The 21,058-nt window shown below is 66.8% G+C and carries 21 protein-coding genes; 7 read left to right on the forward strand and 14 right to left on the reverse strand.

The window, feature by feature from the left end; all coding sequences use genetic code 11:
* Window positions 1-14: 14 nt before the first annotated feature.
* The 3 genes from KY501_RS18675 to KY501_RS18685 all read right to left on the reverse strand — a co-directional run bounded on the left by KY501_RS18675 (window position 15) and on the right by KY501_RS18685 (window position 2,788).
* Window positions 15-485 (reverse strand): Lrp/AsnC family transcriptional regulator, encoded by a 471-nt coding sequence (locus KY501_RS18675; protein ID WP_224364538.1) that lies wholly within the window; start codon window positions 483-485, stop codon window positions 15-17.
* A gap of 104 nt (window positions 486-589) precedes the next feature.
* Window positions 590-1,351: a crotonase/enoyl-CoA hydratase family protein gene (locus tag KY501_RS18680; protein ID WP_224364539.1), complete on the reverse strand. Its 762-nt coding sequence runs from the start codon at window positions 1,349-1,351 to the stop codon at window positions 590-592.
* A gap of 129 nt (window positions 1,352-1,480) precedes the next feature.
* Complete coding sequence (locus KY501_RS18685) at window positions 1,481-2,788, reverse strand: pectin acetylesterase-family hydrolase (RefSeq protein WP_224364540.1); 1,308 nt, start codon at window positions 2,786-2,788, stop codon at window positions 1,481-1,483.
* A 102-nt stretch (window positions 2,789-2,890) separates the two neighbouring features.
* Here KY501_RS18685 and KY501_RS18690 point away from each other — a divergent pair, with 102 nt between their 5' ends.
* From KY501_RS18690 to KY501_RS18705, 4 genes are all read left to right on the forward strand, one after another.
* On the forward strand, window positions 2,891-3,559 hold the full coding sequence (locus KY501_RS18690) for a hypothetical protein (RefSeq protein WP_224364541.1): 669 nt from the start codon (window positions 2,891-2,893) through the stop codon (window positions 3,557-3,559).
* A 24-nt stretch (window positions 3,560-3,583) separates the two neighbouring features.
* Window positions 3,584-5,206 carry an alpha-amylase family glycosyl hydrolase gene (locus KY501_RS18695; protein ID WP_224364542.1) on the forward strand — a complete coding sequence of 541 codons (1,623 nt, stop codon included), beginning with the start codon at window positions 3,584-3,586 and terminating at the stop codon, window positions 5,204-5,206.
* 27 nt (window positions 5,207-5,233) lie between these two features.
* Window positions 5,234-6,022, forward strand: a complete 789-nt coding sequence (locus KY501_RS18700) for a sugar nucleotide-binding protein (protein WP_224364543.1) — start codon at window positions 5,234-5,236, stop codon at window positions 6,020-6,022.
* A 91-nt stretch (window positions 6,023-6,113) separates the two neighbouring features.
* Window positions 6,114-6,905: an ABC transporter ATP-binding protein gene (locus KY501_RS18705; RefSeq protein WP_224364544.1), complete on the forward strand. Its 792-nt coding sequence runs from the start codon at window positions 6,114-6,116 to the stop codon at window positions 6,903-6,905.
* Window positions 6,906-6,917: 12 nt separating this feature from the next.
* Here KY501_RS18705 and KY501_RS18710 read toward each other — a convergent pair whose 3' ends face one another.
* The 8 genes from KY501_RS18710 to KY501_RS18745 form a co-directional block, all read right to left on the reverse strand.
* The gene (locus KY501_RS18710; RefSeq protein WP_224364545.1) at window positions 6,918-7,523 is read right to left on the reverse strand and encodes a hypothetical protein; all 606 of its coding nucleotides are present in this window, start codon (window positions 7,521-7,523) and stop codon (window positions 6,918-6,920) included.
* 129 nt (window positions 7,524-7,652) lie between these two features.
* Window positions 7,653-8,378, reverse strand: coding sequence for a hypothetical protein (locus tag KY501_RS18715; RefSeq protein WP_224364546.1), 726 nt, complete (start codon window positions 8,376-8,378; stop codon window positions 7,653-7,655).
* A 114-nt stretch (window positions 8,379-8,492) separates the two neighbouring features.
* Window positions 8,493-9,101, reverse strand: coding sequence for an iron-containing redox enzyme family protein (locus KY501_RS18720; protein WP_224364547.1), 609 nt, complete (start codon window positions 9,099-9,101; stop codon window positions 8,493-8,495).
* Window positions 9,102-9,103: 2 nt separating this feature from the next.
* On the reverse strand, window positions 9,104-10,336 hold the full coding sequence (locus KY501_RS18725) for a CapA family protein (protein ID WP_224364548.1): 1,233 nt from the start codon (window positions 10,334-10,336) through the stop codon (window positions 9,104-9,106).
* A complete protein-coding gene (locus tag KY501_RS18730; RefSeq protein ID WP_224364549.1) occupies window positions 10,333-11,316 on the reverse strand; it encodes a fatty acid desaturase family protein in 984 nt (327 codons plus the stop codon). The genes KY501_RS18725 and KY501_RS18730 overlap by 4 nt, the downstream gene beginning before the upstream one ends.
* Before the next feature lie 6 nt (window positions 11,317-11,322).
* Window positions 11,323-11,934, reverse strand: a complete 612-nt coding sequence (locus tag KY501_RS18735; protein ID WP_224364550.1) for a methyltransferase family protein — start codon at window positions 11,932-11,934, stop codon at window positions 11,323-11,325.
* On the reverse strand, window positions 11,931-13,205 hold the full coding sequence (locus KY501_RS18740) for a condensation domain-containing protein (protein WP_224364551.1): 1,275 nt from the start codon (window positions 13,203-13,205) through the stop codon (window positions 11,931-11,933). The genes KY501_RS18735 and KY501_RS18740 overlap by 4 nt, the downstream gene beginning before the upstream one ends.
* Window positions 13,187-14,236 (reverse strand): hypothetical protein, encoded by a 1,050-nt coding sequence (locus KY501_RS18745; protein WP_224364552.1) that lies wholly within the window; start codon window positions 14,234-14,236, stop codon window positions 13,187-13,189. Before KY501_RS18745 ends, KY501_RS18740 begins: the two co-directional genes overlap by 19 nt.
* A 152-nt stretch (window positions 14,237-14,388) precedes the next feature.
* Between KY501_RS18745 and KY501_RS18750 the strand changes: the two genes are divergently transcribed.
* Window positions 14,389-14,637, forward strand: a complete 249-nt coding sequence (locus tag KY501_RS18750; RefSeq protein ID WP_224364553.1) for a hypothetical protein — start codon at window positions 14,389-14,391, stop codon at window positions 14,635-14,637.
* Here the strand turns inward: KY501_RS18750 and KY501_RS18755 are convergent.
* Window positions 14,634-15,362 carry a hypothetical protein gene (locus KY501_RS18755; RefSeq protein WP_224364554.1) on the reverse strand — a complete coding sequence of 243 codons (729 nt, stop codon included), beginning with the start codon at window positions 15,360-15,362 and terminating at the stop codon, window positions 14,634-14,636. The genes KY501_RS18750 and KY501_RS18755 overlap by 4 nt on opposite strands.
* Before the next feature lie 313 nt (window positions 15,363-15,675).
* Complete coding sequence (locus tag KY501_RS18760; protein WP_224364555.1) at window positions 15,676-17,007, reverse strand: hydroxymethylglutaryl-CoA reductase, degradative; 1,332 nt, start codon at window positions 17,005-17,007, stop codon at window positions 15,676-15,678.
* A 491-nt stretch (window positions 17,008-17,498) separates the two neighbouring features.
* Here KY501_RS18760 and KY501_RS18765 point away from each other — a divergent pair, with 491 nt between their 5' ends.
* Window positions 17,499-18,407 carry a hypothetical protein gene (locus KY501_RS18765; protein WP_224364556.1) on the forward strand — a complete coding sequence of 303 codons (909 nt, stop codon included), beginning with the start codon at window positions 17,499-17,501 and terminating at the stop codon, window positions 18,405-18,407.
* Window positions 18,408-18,421: 14 nt separating this feature from the next.
* Window positions 18,422-20,641, forward strand: coding sequence for a hypothetical protein (locus KY501_RS18770; protein WP_224364557.1), 2,220 nt, complete (start codon window positions 18,422-18,424; stop codon window positions 20,639-20,641).
* 26 nt (window positions 20,642-20,667) lie between these two features.
* On the opposite strand, the gene KY501_RS18775 is transcribed toward KY501_RS18770, so the two are convergent.
* Window positions 20,668-21,054 carry a GFA family protein gene (locus tag KY501_RS18775; protein ID WP_224364558.1) on the reverse strand — a complete coding sequence of 129 codons (387 nt, stop codon included), beginning with the start codon at window positions 21,052-21,054 and terminating at the stop codon, window positions 20,668-20,670.
* Window positions 21,055-21,058 lie beyond the last annotated feature (4 nt).

The raw sequence follows: 21,058 nt of genomic DNA on the forward strand, positions 1-21,058 counted from the left end.
GGACAGAGTCACAGTCAATCTCCTTTCAACAGCTCGGGGGAGACCTGGACGTGCGTCTCCTCCTTGATGGATGTCAGAACGATGGTGGTGTGAGTGCGCGTGACGCCGGAGATGGTCCTCAGCGTCTCCACGAGGAGCTGATCGAGCGACTTCGTGTTCGCCGTCCTCACCTTGAGGATGTACGAGTCCTGCCCCGCGACGCGGTGCGCCTCGAGCACCTCGGGCATTGCCATGACCTTCTTGGCGAAGCCCTCGAAATATTTCGGGTGCTCGATGTTCACCCCGATGAAGGCGGTGATGTCCTTGCCGAGCTTCCCCGCGTCCACCCGCGCCGTGTAGCCGGTGATGACACCGCGCTCCTCCAGCTTGCGGATGCGCTCGGCCACCGCTGGCTGCGACAGGCCGATCTCACGGGAGATCTCCAGCTGGGTCGCCCGCCCGTCGCGCTGCAGCATGTCCACTATGCGGTAATCGAGGCTGTCCATGTCGCCGGAGACCTTATTTTTATAAGGACCGAAGGTCTACGGCATATATAATAAATGTGGCGTTCCAAGCTTTCAAGGGGGGCCTGGCCCGAAAGTCGCGCCTGCTACTCGAACTTTCCGTGCCTGCCCGCTCCCTGGGCGAAGCGTTGGGCTCCTGGCACGGACTCGGACTGGAGGACCTGGATGCCGCCGGTGAACTCCTGGCGGAGCGCGGCCTCCAGCGGCAGGGCGGCCTGCTCGTAGGCGGAGCGGCGATCCGCGTTCATGCAGGCCTGGGGGAAGGCGGCGAGCTCCCGCGCCAGCGCCTCGGCGGCCTGCCGGGCCTGGCCCCGTGGCACCACGCGGTTGACGAGCCCCATGCCCAGTGCCTCCTGCGCGGGTACCGGCCGCCCGGTGAGGATCAGATCCAACGCGCGTGACAGGCCGATCAGGCGCGGCAGCCGCACCGTCCCTCCGTCGATGAGCGGCACGCCCCAGCGCCGGCAGAAGACGCCCAGCACCGCGTCCTCCTCGGCCACCCGGAGATCGCACCAGAGCGCCAGCTCCAGCCCGCCCGCCACGGCATGCCCGGAGATGGCGGCCACCACCGGTTTGCCGAGCACCATGCGCGAGGGGCCCATGGGGCCGTCTCCCTCGGGAGAGAGCCGAGGCATCCGCCCCTCGGCTACGGCCTGGAGGTCCGCACCCGCGCAGAAGGTGCCGCCCTCGCCGAAGAGGACTCCCACCTTTGCATCCGGATCCGCGTCGAAGGCGCGGAAGGCATCCGCCAGCTCCTGCGCCGTGGTGCCATCCACCGCGTTGCGCACCTCGGGGCGGTGGAGGATGACGGTGGTGATGGGACCGCTCTTCTCGACCTGGACGCTCATGGGGCGAGCAGATTCGCACGAGCCCCCACGGCGCGGAACATCGTCCTCCACACGGGCCCCTGAAATGACAGAGCCCCTGGACTGGCACCGGGCCAGCTCCAGGGGCTCGAACTCACCGCGGGGCGCGGATCAGTCGCCGAGCGCCGCGTCGACCAGCGTCGCGATGGCGCTCATGCCCGGATCCTCGTTGTTGTAGTTGTTGGCCGGCTCGTAGATGCGGAAGCGCTCGTTGCCGTTGATCCAGCGGGACAGGAACGCATCCATGCCGACGAACTCGCTGTAGCACTTGTAGCTCTGCCAGGGAGAGTCGATGTACTCCCACCAGTTGTGCTTCTTCTCCATGCGCTGGCAGGCGTGCGAGCCGATGAAGGTGATGACGGTGCTGCAGTGGCTGGCGTTGATGGGGCGGTGGTAGGGGATGAAGTAGCTGAAGTTGTTGTACAGGTTCAGCTCCGCCACCAGCTTGTCCTGGTCCACCTTCCAGTAGCCGTGGATGGACTCCTCGTCGTTCGGCGTGCGGAAGCGCTCGTACGAGAAGCGCGAGTAGTTGTAGTCGCGCGTGTAGCCCGTGTAGGCCAGCTGATCATTGGGGAACTCGGTGGCAACCATGCGGTTGATGCTGCCGAAGTTGTTCATGTTGAACGACGCGGGCAGCAGCGAGAACACCGAGTTGAGGTTCCACGACTGGCGGATCTTGTCGTGCAGCGCGCGCGACAGGTCCGTGGTGTTGGGCGCCAGGAAGATGGGGCCCGAGTCGTTCAGCAGGTAGCCGCGGGCCGGGTTGATGGCCTTGCGCACGAAGTAGTACGAGGACGAGGTGGCCGTGCCGCCCGCGCTGTAGCCCGTCACCAGCAGCTTCTGCACGTTGGGGAACTGCGTCTTGGCGTAGTTGGCCATGGCAATGGTGTTGCCATAACCGTTGTGGTGCCACACGAGCGGCGGGTTGGCGCCCGTGGAGTCCACGTAGGTGGCGGTGTTGTTGCCGATGTGCACGTCACCGGTGCAGTACGGCATGTAGACGATGTTCCAGTCCTTGGTGACCAGGTCCGTCTTGCTGCGGAACGGCAGGCCCGGGTCCGCCCCGTTCACGATGGGCGACACGTACTTCGCCGTGAACTGGGTGATGTAGTCGTCGGCGATGCCGTTGGGGTTGGCGGCGCCCAGCACTCCGGCGCGGCCGCTACAGGTGTCGTAATCCCAGCACGCGCCGCCACCCTCGAAGAGGACCAGGAGGTTGGGCGAGCTCGTCTTGCGAATCCAGAACTTGTATTGGGAACCGTTGCCACAGACGGTGCCGGGTAGTGCCACCTTCTGCCAGGCGTAGTTGTTACCTCCGTCCACCAACACGTCGATGATGGCGGGCAGCAGGACTTCCGCGCGAGACACTGAGGGCGACAGCATGAGGGCCAACAGGCCCGGCAAAAGCAGGCGCTTCATTCAGGTTCCTCCGGTTTTTGGGGAGTTGCCTAGTACACCCGCCGTGAACCTGAAGTCCAGGGGTCTTGTTAACCCACGAAAGCTCGGGATATCTGACGCACCATGACAAAGGCGCGATGGAAGCTCCCACTGGTAGTGGGTGTGGTTGCGGTGCTGCTCGCGATCCTCTTTGGGGTGTTGGGAAGTGAGCCTTCGGTGGAGGCGCCTCCGCGCGAGGCGACAGCTCCTGCTCCCGCTCCGGCCGCAGCGCCCGTCCCCGCGCCTCCTGCTGCCACCGCGCAGGCGAGTCAGGCCCCTTCGCTGGATCGATTCCTCATGGCGAATCCGGAGGACGAGTCCGCCAGCGCGCCCCCCGCCGACTACCCGGTGAAGTTCGACGAGCTGCGCAAGAAGCTGCCGGACAACCTGTACTGGGAAACCACCGCTCCCACGCAGGATCCCGCGGAGCTCCAGAAGCGCGCCGAGGCGAAGCGGAAGTGGAATGAAGTTTTTGGGAAGATCCAATCCGGGGATGCCACGGAGGAGGAGATCCACCGCTACTTCGACTACCGGCGGAAGCTCTCGGAGGACTACATCACCCTGGCGAACCAGATGGTCGCCGACTACGGCGACAAGCTCCCGGAGAACGACAAGGGGCTCATTGATTTGAGCATCCGGATGCACCAGGACCGGCTCAAGGAAGTGTCGCGCCGGACGCAAGAAGCGCTCGAGCGCAAGGCACTTCAGGACAAACGCCGCGAGGAGTGGATCCGGAACGGTAAGAAGCCCTGAGTCCCGGGTGTAAGGTTCGCGGCCATGAACCGGACTCCCGCTCTCTGTGCCCTGGCCCTGGTGTGTGGATCTCTCGTTGCCCATGCGGCTGAGCCTGCGCGTCCAGCCGCGGCGGCGCCTCCGGGATGGCAATTGGAGTGGGCGCGCGGCGCCGTCTTCTATGAGGTGTTCGTCCGCAGCTTCGCGGACTCGAACGGCGACGGGGTGGGAGACTTCAACGGGCTCACCGCGAAGCTGGACTACCTGAGGGACCTGGGCGTGGAAGGCCTCTGGCTCATGCCTGTCTTCGAGTCGCCCAGCTATCACGGCTACGACACCGTGGATTACGAGAAGGTGGACTCGGAGTACGGCACGCAGGAGGACTTCGAGCGGTTGCTGCGCGAGGCCCACCGGCGAGGCATCCGCATCATCGTGGACTTCGTCATCAACCACTCCAGCGCGAAGCACCCATGGTTCGTGGAGTCCGCGTCCTCGCCGGACTCGCCCAAGCGCAACTGGTACGTGTGGCGGCAGGACAACCCGGGCTGGACACAGCCGTGGGGAGGCAAGGATCCCGTGTGGCACGAGCGCGGGGGCGCCTACTACTACGGCGTCTTCTGGGACGGGATGCCGGACCTCAACTTCCGCAACCCCGAGGTGCGCGCGGAGGTGAAGCGGCTGGCCTCGCTGTGGCTCTCGCGCGGGGTGGATGGTTTCCGGCTGGATGCGGCCCGTCACCTGGTGGAGCAGGGCCCGGGCGATCAGCAGGACGACACCTCGGAGACGCACGCCTTCTGGAAGGAGTTCTCCGCGCATGTGCGCAGTGTCCGCCCGGATGCGCTTCTGGTGGGCGAGGTGTGGAGCGATACGAAGCACATCGTCCCCTACTACGGCGCGACGGCGCGGCTGCCCGGCGGGGATGAGCTGCCCATGCTCTTCAACTTCCCCACCGCGGAGGCCCTGCTCGGCTCGCTCAAGTCCGGAGACGGAGCGAAGTTGTCCACGCAGCTCACGGAGCTGAGCACCGCCTACCCTCGTGGGGTGCTGGTTGCGCCGTTCCTCGCCAACCACGATCAGTTCCGGGTGGCTGCCCAGCTCGAGGGGCAGGAGGCACGGATTCGTGTCGCCCCCGCGCTGCTGCTGACGCTGCCCGGTACGCCCTTCCTCTATTATGGCGAGGAGATCGGTTTGCCCAATGGCCCGAAGGAGGAGGGCGATCCCGGCAAGCGCCGCCCGCTGCCGTGGGATGGCTCGGAAAAGGGGGGCTTCACAACAGGCAAGCCGTGGGAGCCGTTCGTCGAGGGCTGGCAGAAGCAGAACGTGGCCGTGCAACTGGCCGACACACATTCGTTGCTGCACCGTTACCGGATGCTCATCCACGTGCGCCGCGCCTCGCCCGCGCTCCGGCTCGGTACGCTCCGGCCCCTGGCTCGGAGCAGCGAGGCCCCCTCGGTGGTGGCCTTCCTCCGTGAAGCGGAGGGAGAGCGGGTGCTCGTGGTCCACAATCTGGGCGCCGCGCCGGCCAGCATGAGCCAGTCGCTCCCTGCCGCTCCCATGGAGCCCCTCTTCTTGGATCCAGATGTGAGCGTGATGGCAGAGCCGGGTAAAAAGGGCACCTGGAAGGTGTCTCTGCCCGCATACTCCAGTGCCGTGTGGCGCCTGCGGTAATCCCTCTCTTCCGCCGGAGGTCGAGTCATGGCTCGTCGAGCGATCATCACCGGAGCGAACGGGACGGTGGGTTCACGTCTCGCCAGTTTCCTGCGGCAGCAAGGCTGCGACGTCATTCCCTGGAACAGGGGCATCGTTCCGGTGGACAACTACGCGGCCATGGAGCGCTTCGTGCGCGAGTCCGCTCCCGAGGTGGTATTCCACCTGGCCACGGCCTCGCAGCCCACGGGGCGGCCTGGAGAGTCCTGGCTCGTCAACTACGAGTGGGCCAGCGAGCTGGCGTGGATCACCCGCATCCTGGGCATCCGCTTCGTGTTCACCAGCACCGTGACGGTGTTCTCCAACCACGCGCACGGGCCCTTCACGCTGGACTCGCAGCCGGACGCCACCGAGGGCTACGGCTACGAGAAGCGCCGGGCCGAGGAGCGGGTGTTCTACCAGAACCCCGAGGCGAGGGTGGCGCGGCTGGGCTGGCAGATTGGCGAGCAGACCACGGGCAACAACATGGTGGCCTTCCTGGAAGAGAAGATGCGCCAGGAGGGCGTGGTGCGCGCGAGCACGCGCTGGTACCCGGCCTCCGCGATCCTGGACGACACGGTGCAGGCCCTGCACACGCTCTCAAACTCCGCGCCGGGGCTCTACCAGTTGGATGCGAACGAGCGGTGGACCTTCTACGAGATCGTCCGCGCGCTGAACGTCCGGCACAAGAACCGGTGGAAGGTGGAGTCCACGGAGGACTTCGTGTTCGACCAGCGGATGAAGGACGAGCGCATCCGTCTCCCCTTACTGAAGGAGCGGCTGCCCTGGCTGCCCTGAGCCTCGCCGCCGTCCAGGGCTCGTCGCTCTTCCGGCAGGCAGGCGTTGCGTGGCTGCCTTGGCGGACGGGACATGTCATGCTGCCGCGGCGATGAGTGACTCGACCCCTCAGCGGGCGCGCAGGCCGATGATTGAGGTGAAGGGCCTCTACAAGTCCTTCGGCGAACAGGAGATCCTCCGGGGCGTGGACCTGGTGGTGGAGGAGGGCACCACCTGCGTGCTGATGGGGGTGTCCGGTTCGGGCAAGACGGTGCTGATGAAGCACCTGGTCGGCCTGCTGCAGCCGGACCGGGGCACGGTGCGCATCGACGGCGAGGACCTCTCCCAGTTGGACGAGGCGGGCCTGGACAAGCTGCGCCGCAAGCTGGGCATCCTCTTCCAGGCCAACGCGCTGTTCGACTCGTTCACCGTGTTCGACAACGTGGCCTTCCCGCTGCGCGAGCGCACGAAGATGTCGGAGCCGGAGATCCAGGCGGCGGTGCAGAAGTCCCTGGACGTGGTGGGGCTGACGCACGCGGCGCACAAGTACCCGGGCGAGCTGTCCGGCGGCATGCAGAAGCGCGTGGGCTTCGCGCGCGCAGCCATCCTCCAGCCGAGCATCCTCCTCTATGACGATCCGACGGCCGGCCTGGATCCGCTCACCACGGCCTCCGTCAACGAAGTCATCTTCACGGGCAAGCAGCAACTGGGCGCCACCTCGCTCGTCATCACCCCGGATGTGGCCTCGGGCTTCCGCGTGGGAGACACCCTGGCCCTCATGCACGAAGGCCGCGTCGTTCAGGCCGGCTTGCCCGAGGACTTCCGCCGCTCGGAGCACCCCGCGGTGAAGTCCTTCTTGAACACGTGGCTGCAGCGCCAGAACCAGCGCCCTCGTGGGGGCTGAGCGCCGGGTGGCCTACTTCCAGCTGACGATGTGGTAGCAGATGTCGTCGCCGCGCTTGCGGCACGTCTTGCGATCATGCACCGACGTAGCGGTTGGCTCCAGGCGCTGCGCCAGTCCCAGGACGATGCCTTCATCGAACGCGCAGGGGTAGGGCGTGTCGACCTCGACGATGATCTGCTTCTTCCCGGCCACCGGCTTGGTGTGGAAGTGGCCGATGCCCTCCAGCATCTCGTTGGTCATCGTGTTGCCCATCTGAACCCCCTTCCTGGCGTGGTTCAGGTGGTAGCCCATGTCCATTGTCTTGAAGGCCGTGTGGATGTCCGCGTGGAACTCGGGCGGGAGCACCGCCTTCTTGGGGATCTGAATCCCCACCTGCCGCAGGGTGATGTCTCCGAACTCGGCACCCACGCGCGAGAAGGCCGCCAGGAATCGGTCCAGCGGATACCAGGTGGCGGGATCCAACTCCGCCAGCCCGTCCCCCTGCTTGTCGACCGTGCCCAGCCCTGACTCCAGGAGGATCTTGCTTGCGAGAAGGGTGAAGTGGCCGAACCCGTCGAGGATCGACTGAACGCACGCGCCCAGGATCTGGTAATCCTTGAGTTCCTCCCGACTCGCCATGATGTGACCCCCGTTTGCTGTAGTGGTGGACAACCGATTCCGGCGCGGCACTCCAGCATGCACCCTTCGGGAATTCAAGGGTTGCTCCCTTGGAGGGACTGAGAGTCACATGCCTACCCAGCAGGTTTGCTACCCGTACTTGGACTCCCAGGTAAACACGCCGCTGTCTCGCTCGGCGATGGGCATCAGGAATTCTCGGTATTGCTCGAAGCGAGGCTCCAGATGCTCGTCCGCGAAGCGTTCGAGCTGGGTGGCGGTGGGGAGGAGGCTGCCCTTGGGCAGGGTGAGGCGCAGGTAGGCCCGGAAGCGGCGCAGCGCTCGAGAGAAGTCCGGTGGGCGCACCGGCCGCGGCTGCAGCTTCTCCAGGAGCGCTCGGGCCCGGGTGAAGCCGAGCGAGGCGAACGGATCATCCAGGTACTGGTTCAGCCATGCGCCATAGAGCGAGCCCTCCCATGAGGAGGAGAAGCCTCGGAGCAGCGAGCTGCCTTGAAGCCAGCTCATGAAGGGCTGCGGGAGCGCGGGGATGCAGAACTGCTCTCCTCCGCGAGGATCCGGCGTGCACGCGGAGATGAGCTTCTGTGTCCAGCGCAGCGAGTCCGCGCGCCGGTCCGGGCTCACCGCGGAGGCGTCGATGTTGATGGAGATGACTTCGCCGGTGTGGCGCCGGAGGAAGTTCTCCAGGGGCGCGGAGATGCCGTAGGTGCGCGCGGCGGGCAGCAGCCGCAGCAGCTCCTCCACTCGCGCGGGCAGTGCCTCTTGCGCGAAGTACCAGTACTTGGACCAGGCACGTTCGAGGATGTCGCGCTTCGAGGGCCGTCTCGAGACATCCTCACCTTCGTTGGCCTGTTCACTCATGCAGCGGCTCACCTGGGGCTCCGTGTCCCGTCCACGGAGGCGGCGGAGTCTCTCATGGGCCGCGACGCGCGGGAACCGGAGACGCGGACGCAGAATGAGCGCCCGTGTAGGGACTCAGGCCTCCACGAGCGCCTTGCGGTGCAGAGCCACCCAGAAGTCGGCAGCCTTGCGCGCGCCATCGAAGAGGGGCTCGGGCTCGCCGCCGGCAATGCGCTCGCAGAGCGCGCGGGCGCGGGCGCCATGTTCGAGGTCGGCGTCGAGGTGGACGAGCAGGAAGCGCGCCTGGCCTCGCTGCAGGCCCAGTCGGCCCAGCGCCGTGTGGGCTTCGCTCTGGAGATGGTGGGCCACACCCTCCAGGACGATGAGCGCACCCAGGTATGCGAGCTGGCGCTCCGCGGGGATGGCTTCCCAGAAGGCATGGAAGGCGGACACCTCTTGAGGAGAGCTGGGAGAAGGTGAGCGCCCGAACGCTGCGAGGTCCGCCTTGGCCAGGCGGTAGTGCTCCTGCTCCTCGCGGGCGAGCTCGGCGAAGAAGGACTTGAGTTCGGGGTGCGTGGCGCGCTCGGCCGCGAGCCGCAGCCGGTCTCCACTCCGAAGCGTGTAGTGATACATCATGTCCAGGAAGGCCACGTATCGCTCGGGTGTCACAGCGGGCAGCCAGCTCTGGACCTGCCGTGCCATCACGGCGGTCACTTCCTCCAGTGCATCCATCATGGGGGACATGCTCACTTCCTCCGGCCAGGGCTCAACAACGGTTCCAGGGTTCGGCGGGCATGGGCCCGGTGAGGCTCGGCCCGCTCTGTTTCCAACTCGTCCAGCGTCACCACTCCCGCATCCAGGAAGGCCTCGCCCACGAGTCCGCGTCCGCAGGCGGTGGGCACCGCGCGCAGCTCCATCGGTTGGAGCTGTCCTTGTTCGTCGCGAGCCAGTGCGAGCTGGAGCACGGCGCCGGTCTGACAGGCCCGCGTAGGCATGATGCTGAGGAAGTTCCCGAGCGAGTACGCGATGAGCCCGAGGCGAGGTGCTCCCTCCCGGCGGAGCTGCGTGGGGCAGGAGGGGTCGGCGCCATTGATGGAGACGAGTTCGACGGGCTGGAGAACGTGGGGCGAGGTGCCCAGGACGATGTCCACGCCGCGCTCGATGAGCTGATAGGCGTGCTGGCGCTGGAGGGGCTCGGGCCAGTACTCGTACTCGAAGCCCCAGTGGGGCATGAACACCACGAGGTCCGGTCCGGCGGCGCGCGCGGCGTCGATGAGGGCTCCCAGCCGCTGCCAGTCGGGTGCATGTCGAGGGCTGCCGAGCCGCGCGACCGGGATTCCCGCAGGAGGAGCTCCCGAGAGGTGGTTGATGTCATACGTCACGGCGGCGATGCCGATGCGCACGCCGGATACCTCGAGCGAGGCCACGGCATCCGTGGGCTCCGGGCCTCCGACGCAGCGGTGCTCCGACCGTGCCAGGACATGGCGGCGGGTCTGTGCGAGCCCGCTGGGGCCCTGGTCGAGCGCGTGGTTGTTGCACAGGGAGAAGACCCGGTGGTGTGCTGTGCCCTCCCACGCATCGAGGTACTCGGGTGGAGCGTTGTAGTGGAGCGTCTCGTAGACCCACCGAGGCACGGGTTGCGTGGGATCCACGGGCGTCTCCAGATTGGCGAACGCTACGTCGCAGTCCGCCAGTGCGGCCCGGACGCCAGGCGAGAGCGCATGGCGGTAGCCACTGCGGATCCACATCACGTCTCCCACCGCGCACAGCGAGAGCGTGCGAGGTCCTGCGTGCTTCCAGGTGTCCGAGGCCAGGTGGCGGGAGACGCGGGCGAAGTGCTCGACATCGCCGACCCGCCGTGGCTCTGGCACATGGAGCAGGCTCTTGGTGATGTAACGGAGGTTGAGATCCCAGCGGGAGAGCGGCCAGCGGCCGTCTTCGTAGCGGATGTCCGTGTACAGGCGGCGGAGGGTGTTCATGGGCTCTTGCGCTCCAGAGTGACCAGGCGGACGTCTTCGTCCACGAGGGAGGGGCCGGCGCGGAGGGCTCGCCACATGACCTGGAGGTAGCTGTCGAAGACGCAGGCGCCCTGGGCCAGCAGGGCCGGGCGGATGCGCGCGTGGAGCCGGTCGAGGTTGTAGCCCGGCACACGAGGGAAGAGGTGATGGTCCAGGTGGTGGTTGAGCCCGTTCCAGAGGAAGGTGACGAGCCGGGTGCTGCGCACGGTGGTGGCGGTGTGGAACCGGTCTCCGCGCCAGACGTTGTCGTAGTGGTCGGCGATCGACTTGAGCCCGTTGAGCGGACTGGCGAAGAGCACCGGCAGGAGCCAGCACTCCACCGCCGCGCGGAGCCACCCGTGGGTGGAGAGGAACGAGAAGAGGGCTGCGTAGAAGGCTACGTATCCCAGCAACACGAGCACATGGCGGCGCAGGCGGGAGCGCTCGAAGTGCTGCAGGGGATAGAGAACGTTGAAGTAGATGAGGCTGAGCGGGATACCGAGGAAGACGGTGGCGTAGTAGAGCGCGCTGAGCCCGAGCGAGCGGCGCCCCGCGTTGTAGGCATCCGGATCCTTTTCGGTGCGGTTCCACCGGTGGTGCGCCAGGTGATCATGCCGCATGGGCTCGTAGGCAATGCCCACCAGCAGGCTGAGCGCGTTGCCGAAGAGGCGGTTCTGCCAGGGCCGCGGGAAGAGATTCTCGTGCCACGCATCGTGGTCGAGCTGGATGAGCCCCATCACCGCGCTGCCCGCCAGCAGCCACAGCGGAAGCTTCGCCCACAGGCTGTCCACTCGGGTGAGCGCCACGGCCGCTGTGAGCCAGACGCCCAGGTGGAGGGTGCTCATGCCCAGGGCTCGAGCAGGACGGATTCGGAGCAGCTCCACGAGCTCGGCACGCGACAGGCCGAAGCCATGGAGCGGCGAGGTGGCGGGGGCGGGGAGGGGGATGAGAGCGTCAGTCATGGCGCATCAGAGGTAGCGGGGGACGCGCTGGAGGTAGCGCGTGTAGTCAGCCCCGAGGCGGGTCGCGAGGTAGCGCTCCTCCTGGAGCACCAGCGCATGGAAGAGCGCTCCGAGGCTGGCCAGGGACGCGAGGGTGAGGAGCGAGGGAGCCCAGAGCGAGGCGCCCACGAGGTACAGGAGGGAGAACACGTAGATGGGGTTGCGCGAGTACCGGTGGAGCCCCCGCTCATGCAGGGTGGGTGTGTGCTCGCCTGCGTCCACGCCGATCCGGAATGCCTCGCCCATGCCGTACTGGGCGGACAGCATTCCGACGAGCCCCATGCCCCCAAGCACCCAGCCGATGACGGGGGGCACGGAGAAGAGAGACCGCCCCCAGGGAAACGAGGACCAGGCGGGCCAGAGTGCCGCCGCGGCGACGGAGACAGCCCAAAGCAGCGAGACACCGCTGATGAGCCGTGTGGTGCGGGTGTGAGAAGTGTCGGCCGCCCCGCTCCGATAGGCCAGAGGGCTTCGTCCGAAGCGCAGGCGGTAGAGGAGGCTGGAGCCCAGGTGACCCAGCACCAGGTGGAGCGAGATGAAGCCCAGGTAGAGCCCGGGCGCCTCGGCGAGCATCTTCATGGGCCGACCACCTCCGCTGGCAGATCGAAGGACGAGGAGACCCAGTCCGCGAGCCGCTGGGTGAACTCGCGCAGCTCGCTGGGGCTCCAGAGTCCCTCGAAGGTGGCGGGGTTGATGCAGAGCGTCTCCTGGAAGGTGAAGCCGGTGGCTCCCCACGTGGGCGTGTGGCTTCGCACGGAACGGATGCGCAGCGGGGCTCCGGCGAAGTGCCGGTCCAGTCGTCCCATGTAGGTCGTCACCAGCGTGTTGGTGCGTGGCTCGGCGATGAGTCCGGGGCGCGCGTTCTGGCGAAGCACCCGGCGGGGCGCGACGCGGGCCACTGCCATGCACTCGAGCGCCGTGGCCCAGTGGACGCCGGTTTCGAGCACCCTCTGGATCTCCGAGCGCACGAGTTCGACGAGCCGGGGGGGATCCTCCAGCCGCGCATGTACCTCCTGGAAGGGCAGCTCGATGGGGACGGCCGAGCAGCCGTTGCCCAGTGTGCGCCCGAGCCCCAGCTCCCGCCGCAGATCCACGGGCATGCGCAGGCGGATGACTCCGTCCCTGGGAGGTTCGCGCAGGGCGGCGCTCGCGAGAAGGGAGGCAAAGAAGACATCGGACGCGGAGAGCTCCGGCCGCTCCGGAGGAAGCCGGAACCGCGCTGTGGCCATGATCGAGCGTCCCACGACATCCCCGCTGCGGCGCAGCCCCAGCCCTCGCAGGGCGAGCAGCCGACGGCGAGGGCTCGCGACTCCGAGACTCTGCCCGGGCCGGCGGAGGGCCGCCTGGAGCACCTTGCCATCCGTGAGCGTCGACGCGGCCAGGGGTGGGCCCTCCGCCGCGCGTCCCGAGCAGAGCGCCCAGAGCCGTTCGAGCAGGTGCCCGAGCGCCTTGGCGTCACCGATGGCGTGGTGGAGCTGGATGGCGAGCATCCATGGGCCCTGGGCACTGTCCTCCATGGGGAGCAGGTGCAGCCGCAGCGGCAGTTCCCGCGAGAGGTCCATTCGCGCGTTGATGACTTGAGACACGGCCTCGTGTTCGTCCAGAGGCACGGTGCCTTCGAGCAGGGCTGCGTCCGCTTCTGCATCGGTACGAGGTACTGGGAGCCACTCGCACAGGGCATCGTTCCAGCCCACGTTGAGGCGAGGGTTCTCGCGCACCAGGGCGCGCAGTCCCCGGCGCAGGTGGGAGGCATCGGGGCGCTCGTCGAGGCGCAGCAGCACCGTGGCCCAGATGGTAGCCACCTCTCCATCGAGGCGAGCCATCAGCGTGTCTACGAAGTTCGCGCGCATCGCTCGACCCAGCCAGCAAAGAGAGCCTGAGAGTCCCTGCCCGCAAGCCGGGCGCGGCTCAGGGCCACACAGGCGGCAGACACGTCCCTCACGTGCTGGAAGACGATCTCGTCCGGAGAGTCCCGGTGCAGCCGGACCCCGGAGGGGCGGTAGCCTGCGGCAAGGAGGACAGGCGTTCCCACCGCGACCTGCTGTGGGTCCCCCATCGAGAGGTGGACGAGGTCCACGCGAGCCCGAGGGGACCGGAGTTCAGGCTCGCCCGCCTCGGAGTCGGAGAGTCCGGTGAGTTCTCTCCGCTCGATGAGCAGGGACTCATTCCAGTCGATGGGGCGCAAGATGTAGCGCTTCGTATGGGCGCCTCCTTCGGTGGGCACCAGGACGGCGGTCTTCGAGACATCCAGTCCCGCCAGGATGGACAGCAGCCACTCGCCCCAATGTCCCGAGGGCAGGTAGCGCGTGCGGGGCGGCAGCGGCGAGAGCACGGTGGTCATGGCCAGCGCCTGCATGGGGATGCCGGAGCCCTCCACGCCGATGAGCTGCTCGCCTTGCGTGTAGTTGACGACCAGACCCACGGGAACGGCGCCCATGATGCGCGAGGCATAGCGCTGGGCCATCAGGTGAAGCGTGGAGGTGTTCTGGTGCACGAAGCCCACGTGGGTTCGCAGCCTGCCGAGCAGATGGCGCCACATGCGCGTGTGCTCGTCCCGATCCATGGCCGTGCGTTGGGAGGGGTGGGTGAGGGAGAGACCCGAATCCACGGAGTCCCTCCCTGGCGCGGTCCACAGCCCCGTGTGCGAGACGACGGCTCCCTGCGCGTTCAGCTCTCCCAGGCTCAGCAGCCGTCCGGATCGCCAGAGTCGCGAGGCTCCCCCAGGCTCATAGAGCATGGGATAGGAATAGGTGTCGCCGTAGCGCGCGTGAAGCAGCTCGCGGAAGGCGGGCTCCTCCAGCTCGGTCAGCCACCGGGAGTGCTCGGTGGGCGCGGAGGCGCGGAGGTCATCAACCAGGGAAGCAGTGCAGTCTCGGCCCATGCCCCCGAGGCAGTGCACCTCAGGGGCCATTCGGAAGTCCGCGTGACTTCGGGCTTCCTTGAAGAGGCTTCGTGCAGCACCGCTCGCAGTTGTGCAACCGTGTGCACGCCGGAACGAGGGTGCTGCACAAAGCACTGACTGGGTTCCCGAGAATGAACGCGGTGGGTATCATCCTCGGCACCATGGCGACTCGCTCCAAGACCCAGAAGAAGAGCCCGGCGAAGAAGGCTGCGGCGAAGAAGAAGAGCCCCTCGCGCATCCTGCTGCCCAGCGGCGCCACGGACACCGGTGGGAGTCAGAGCTCCAAGGCGGACAAGGGTGGCAAGAAGCGCATCCTTCTGCCCGCCGGAGTGACGGACGACGGCGGGAAGAAGGCCCGCTCGAAGAAGGGCAGCCGCTAGACCGTGCTCACGGCAGGTGCGGCACCGATGCCCGCCTCCACCGCGCCCGCCGCGGACAACTCGTCCATGTCGTTGAGCTGCTCCGCCAGCGCCTCCGACAGCTTGTCCACCTCGTCGATCGGCACGTCGAAGGTGATGAGCGTCTTGCCCTCCTGGGTGCGCATCCGCACCCGCACCGGCGCACCCTTGGGGAAGCGGCTCGTCACCGCCTGCAGGTACCCGTCATAGAGCACCCGGTGCTCGGCGGGGATCGGCTGGCTCGGAGTGGGCGAGCGCAGGTTCGCCACCGCCTTGCGCATGTCCTCCACGCTGCAGTCCGCGAAGAGCTTGGGCTCCACCTCGCCCTGCGCGTCCGGCACGAGGATGAACGTGTTGCCCGGAGCTTCGGCATTCAGCTCGATCTTGGCCGCCTTCTTGTAGGTGAGCAGCAGGTTCAGCCGCCACATGCCGAACTGCTTGGTCACCTCTTCGGTGAAGGCGCGCGCCACGGCGCCATACATGGCGAGCGCCGAGCGCGACACCTCCTGGATGTTGCTGCTGAAGAAGTCCAGGGGGTTCTTGTACTGCGTGCCCTCCAGCAGGTTGCTGTCCACCACGTAGATGTAGAGCAACCCCATGCGGAAGTGGTTGAGCGTCTCGTTCGCCACGAGTGCCAGCATCGTGGTGAGGACCTGCGCGAGGCTCAAGCCTTTGTAGGGATTCAGGGTTTCAGTGGTCTGCGACATAGCGGATTTTCTCCATAGGGAAGAGCCACTCCGCCAAGAGCGGCAGTTCATCGGGATGACGAACCGGCCGCTCGCATTGCAGAGGACAGACCAACGCCTGAAATGGAGAAAAAACAGGCACTTACCCAGAAGGAGGCCTGCGGCGCCCAGCGCAGGAGTCCACGAACAGAGACTGACCGTCTATCCGCGGAGACGGGTGTAGAAAATGACAGTTTCGCCGCATCGCGCGTATGGATCCATACGTATGGATCCATACGCGCTCAGTCCATACGTATGGATCGGCCGGACCTCCATGGAGTAGCGAGCCGTCGAGCTACGCCTGGTTGGGGGCCGTGGCCTGAGCGGCCTCGTCCGCCGTCAGCGCGGCGATGATCTCCCGGGCCTTCTCCACCTTCACGTGCCCGACCTTGACCAGTTCGTTGGCGATGCGCTCCACCCAGTCCCCGCGAGCCCCCGCCGTCACCGCCACGCACCGTGCATGCATGGCCATGTGCCCCTTCTGGATGCCCACGCTGCCCAGCGCGCGCAGCGCCGCGAAGTTCTGCGCCAGCCCCACCGCCGCGATCACCATGGACAGCTCGCGAGCCGAGTTCACTCGCATCAGCTTGAGCGCCACCTGCACGCCCGGATGGACCTTGATGGGCCCGCCCACCGTGCCCAGCGCCATGGGCAGCTCGATGCGCCCCACCAGGTGCCCTTCCTCTAGGTACCAGGTGGACAGCGGCCGGTACTGTCCCTTGCGGCACGCGAAGGCATGCGCCCCCGCTTCGATGGCCCGCCAGTCCTGCCCCGTGGCGATCGCCACCGCGTCGATGCCATTCATCACGCCCTTGTTGTGCGTGGCTGCCCGGTACGGGTCCGCCTGGGCGAAGCGGCTGGCCTGAGCAATGCCCTCGGCGATGTCCTCGCCCGGCATCTCGAAGTCCGCCAGCAGTGGCACCGGGATGCGGCACATGGCCCGCGACAGCCGCTTGTCCGCCAGGTTCGACAGGATGCGCAGGTACACCTTGCCGCCGGTGAGCTGCTCGATGAGCGGCGCCACGCCCTCGGCCATGGTGTTGATGAGGTTGGCCCCCATGGCCTCCTGCGTGTCGATGATCAAGTGGACGATGAGCAGCGGCTCACCGCGCGGGCCCTCGGGGGGCGGCAGCACGCGGACCTCCACATCCTTGGCCCCGCCGCCTCGGGCCACCATGGCCGGGTGGAAGCTGTTGGCCAGCGCGAGGATCTGCTCCCTGGCGTCCAGGATCTTCTCCGAGGCCTCGGTAGGATCCCCGAAGCGCGTCACCTGCACCTGGCCGATCATCATCGAGGTGTCGGCCTCGGCAGTGAAGCCACCAGCCTCGCGGACGATCTTGGCGGCGAAGGACACGGCGGCCACCACCGAGGGCTCCTCGACGGCCATGGGCACGATGTAGTCGCGCCCGTTGACCAGCATGTTGAGCCCCAGGCCCAGCGGGAGCGAGAACGTGCCCACGGCGTTCTCGATCATCTGGTTGGCGAGCACAGGGCGCAGGGCGCCCACGCCGCGCAGCATCTCCAGCTCGCTTTCTTCGAGGCGGAACATCCGGGCGAGCTGCGCGAGCCGCTCCTCCATGGGCAGCTTGTGGAACCCTGCGAGCCTGGACGTCACGGTGTCAGACATTGCTTTACCTTCCCAAACTGCGAGTCAAATCCCGACCGAGCCCGCCATCTTCCCGGGCTTGTTGCACACTTGTTCTGCTGCTGAAGCCTTGGATCTCCGGGCACTCATGCCCGCGCTGCTCTACAGAGCCTGGCCCTGACACGTCAGCTGACACACCCGCTGACACGCTGGCTGCCGCTGACATGGCCCGGTCCCTGGCATGCTCCGCGCGGGTTTCTCCACCTGGCTGGCGAGTGTTCTCTTCACGGTGATGGTCTCTTTCTCGAGGTGTCAGTGCGGCAGTGAAGGACTTCAGGTCCGGTGCCCGCAGCACTGAGCATGAGGCATGCCAGCGCCCGTACCCGTACGGCCTGTGCGCTTCAGGAGTTTGCAGCGTCACTCTCTCCATGCCCTGGGGTCGGGTACGCAGAGGGGCCGAGCTGTGCCATGTCATGAGGTGAGTTCATTCCCAGGGGGGGAGAACTCGCGCCTCTCACAGTTACCGAGGGCCCATGAGAACGACCTTCCTGCTGTGTATGGCGTGGGTGTTGCTCGGTGCGCTGCCAGCGGACGCGGAACTGCGGGGCGTCACGCTCTACGAACGCGGCGACTATGTGCGCGCTCGTAAGGCGCTCGAGGACGATCTTCGCTCCGCCAAACTCTCCAAGGAGGAGCGTGTCAAGGCGCGGCTGTACCTCGCGGCGGCGTTGCACGCCTCGGGCGCGCAGGATGCCGCCCGGAGCCAACTCGAAGAGCTGGCGCTGACGGCTCCCTCCCTTCAGGTGGACCCCATCCTCTTTCCTCCTGCCTTCGTGGCGCTGGCCGAGCAGGCCCGGAAGAACGTGGAGGCGCAGCGCCAGGCGGTCGAGGCCAGGCGCAAGGAGGAGGAGCGTCAGGCCCAGGACGCGGAGCGCCAGCGTCAGATTCGAGAAGCGGAGCGCCAGCGTCAGGAGGCGGAGCGCCTGGCTCAGGAGCAAGCGGCAGCCCGGCCGAAGCCCCCTCCGCCGGAGCCTCCTGCCGTGCAGGAGCCGAAGTCCGTGCGATTGAGCCCGGAAGTCTTCGGCTTTCTGGACCCCCTGGGGAAGGGTTCCATCGGCATGGGTTTCGCCCTCACGCTGGGGCTCGGCGGGTGGGAGGTGAATGCGCGCGCGCTGACGGGCACCGAGCCGGGTTTTGGTGGGGAGGTGGGGGTGTTGGTGGGTAGCGGCTCGGTGCGGCCGCGTCTGGCGCTGCGAGGCACGGCGGTTCCAGGGGCACATGCCTATGGTGGTGGTGCGGTGGCGGGGTTGCGCCTGAGCCCCATGAAGCGGCTCACCTTCCTGGTGGACGTGGGGGCCGAGTACCTCAAGGTCCAGGACTCTTCCAAGTACCGCTCCTTCGTCCTGAGCGGCTCCGCGGGAGCGGGCTTCGACCTCTTGTGAGGGGGATCATCACCGTGGTCATTCATGTTCCGCTCGCAGCCAGACACGCCGTCGCCCTGCTGCTGTCACTGGTCGCGCTCACCCTGTCGCTGTCGGCGGACGCGCAGACCGCTACGAGCCTGCAGTGGAGATCCTATGTCGGGGGGCCTGGCGCCGATCGTCTCGAGGATGTCGCGCGGCTCAGCAACGGAGACATCGTGGTCGTCGGAAACGGCACCTCGACCAACATCAACGAGCCCGCGGGTGGGACGGTCGACACGGTCGACAACTACTTCATCGCGCGTTTCAGCGCCGATGGCACCGTGCGCCGCTGGTCGCATGTGTATGGAGCCAACACGTCCACGGACAGGGTCACAGCCATTGCTGTCACGCCCACCGACGAGCTCTTCATCGTCGGCTCCACCGACAACTCGAACGTGACGGACTCGGGCACGCTCTATGATGGTTCGCGAGGCGGACAAGAGGGCTTCCTGGCCAAGGTCTCGTCCGCGGACGGGTTCCCTGAATGGTTCCTGTACCTGTCCGGGTCTGGAACGGAGGCGGCCACGGGAGTCCTCGCCACAGGCGGCTTCGTCTACGTCACGGGGTACACGACCTCCACCACCAATTTCCTCGGTTACCCGGTGCCTGGCAGCGGGGCTGAAGATGCCTTCGTGGTCAAGGTGGATCCGTCGCAGATCGCCGACTCCACCCTGCGCTTCCCATGGACCACCAAGCCCTTCCGGACCATTGGCGGCTCGGGACAGGACCTGCTCTCCGGCATCACGTTGGATGTGAACAAGCTCCTGTTGGTGGGAACGACTCGCTCCAGTTCCATCACCAACATCCCCACTCCCGTGGTGGGGTTCCACGGCGACGCGGATGCATTCGTTGCGAAGATGGATCCCGTCTCGGGGAGCATCGACTGGTTCACCTATGTGGGGGGCACGCTGCTCGATGAGGGCAATGCCATCACCGTGAACCCGACGACCCACCAGAGTGTCATCGCGGGCAGCTCCACTTCGAATCTCCTGGGGCCCGTCCCTCCCGGAGGAAAGAACGCCTTCGCTGTGTGGCTGGGGCCCACGGGGGCCCAGATCAAGACCCGGGTGCTGGGGGGAGGCTCCGATGACGAGGCGGTGAGTGTCGCGCTCGACGGCTACGACCATGTCTACATCGCTGGGACGACAGCCTCCTCGGATCTGCCGGTGACCTCCGGCCCCGCGTTGGACACAACAATCGAAGGCGGGAGCGGCTTGCGCGAGGGCTTCATGGCCGTGTTCCCTTCCACGGAGGGACCGGGCTGGGTCTCCTTCTTCGGAGGCGATCTCGTGGACAGTGTCGGGGCGATGTTCCTCTACACCCCCTCTTCTCGGATCCTGCTGGCCATGCAGACTGCCTCGACCAGCGGGCTGCCGCCCCCCCTCACCAGTGCAGGGGACACGACGCTGAACGGCGGGTCGGATGGGTATCTCGCGGTCTTGAACCTGGCGGACATGAGCCCAATCGTGGGCGGCGTCGTCAATGATCGCTCAGGCATCGATAACATCAACGTGGACATCGATGTGCTGGACTTCAATGACCGGATCTACGCGAACTGGAACTCATTCACTCACGGCTCGACGCTCAGGTACGCGTGGGCCATTGGGACAGCGGCCGCGCCGGAAGCGGTACAGCCCTTTACCTCTGTCGATGTCGCGACGGCCCAAGGCAGGACCGGACTGAGTCTTCAAGTGGGCACCACGTACTTCGTCAGTGTCCGGGCCCAGACTCCTTATGGGATTGCCTCCACGAAGGTTTCGGACGGCGTGTTGATCAGGAGCACTGGGACTCCCGACGCGGGTATGGATGGCGGCACGGACGCAGGCCCGGACGCTGGTGCGGATGCAGGCCCTCCCGACGCGGGCCCGGACGCTGGTGTGGATGCGGGCCCGGACGCTGGTGCGGATGCGGGGCCGGACGCTGGGGCAGATGCAGGCCTTGATGCGGGCATGGATGCCGGTGCCGATGCAGGCCCTGATGCGGGCGCCGATGCAGGTCCTGATGCGGGCGCCGACGCAGGCATGGATGCCGGCGCCGACGCAGGCCCAGGCGCCGACGGCGGGATCAGCAATGATGCCGGCGTTGACGGAGGTGAGCGCATCTCGCCGATTGGCTGCAGTTGTTCCTCCGAGGGAGGAGCGGGGCTGCCTCTTCTGTTCGGCTTGATGCTCCTCGTGTTCCTGTCGCGCAGGGCCAGCGACACGGCTCGCTGAGTCGGGGAGCGCACTGCTCCCCGGCCTCAATGCTGATTCTGGGGCAAGCCGTCGGCGATGTCGTAGTAGTCGCCCTTGTCGGCCACGTGGATGTGGATCCGGATTCGAGTGTCCGTGGGCTGATCAAAAGCGCCCATGGCGATGCCGGTCCAGTCCTTGTAGATGGGGTCCCAGAAGAGGGACGAGCCGCAGATGGAGCAGAAGCCTCGTTGCACCTTCTCGGAGGAGCGGTACCAGGTGAGCTTGTCCGAGCCGTGGATCGTCAAGGCGGAGCGGGGGACGTCGGTGGACACGAAGAAGTGACCCGATTGCTTCCGGCATTGCGAGCAATGGCAGGCATCGGGGGGAGGCAGGGCTCCGGAGACCTCGAAACGCACAGCTCCGCAGAGGCAGGATCCTTTGTGCACGAGCACCTCT

It is taken from the genome of Hyalangium versicolor, assembly GCF_020103695.1.
In the GTDB taxonomy this organism is placed as follows: Bacteria; Myxococcota; Myxococcia; order Myxococcales; family Myxococcaceae; genus Hyalangium; species Hyalangium versicolor.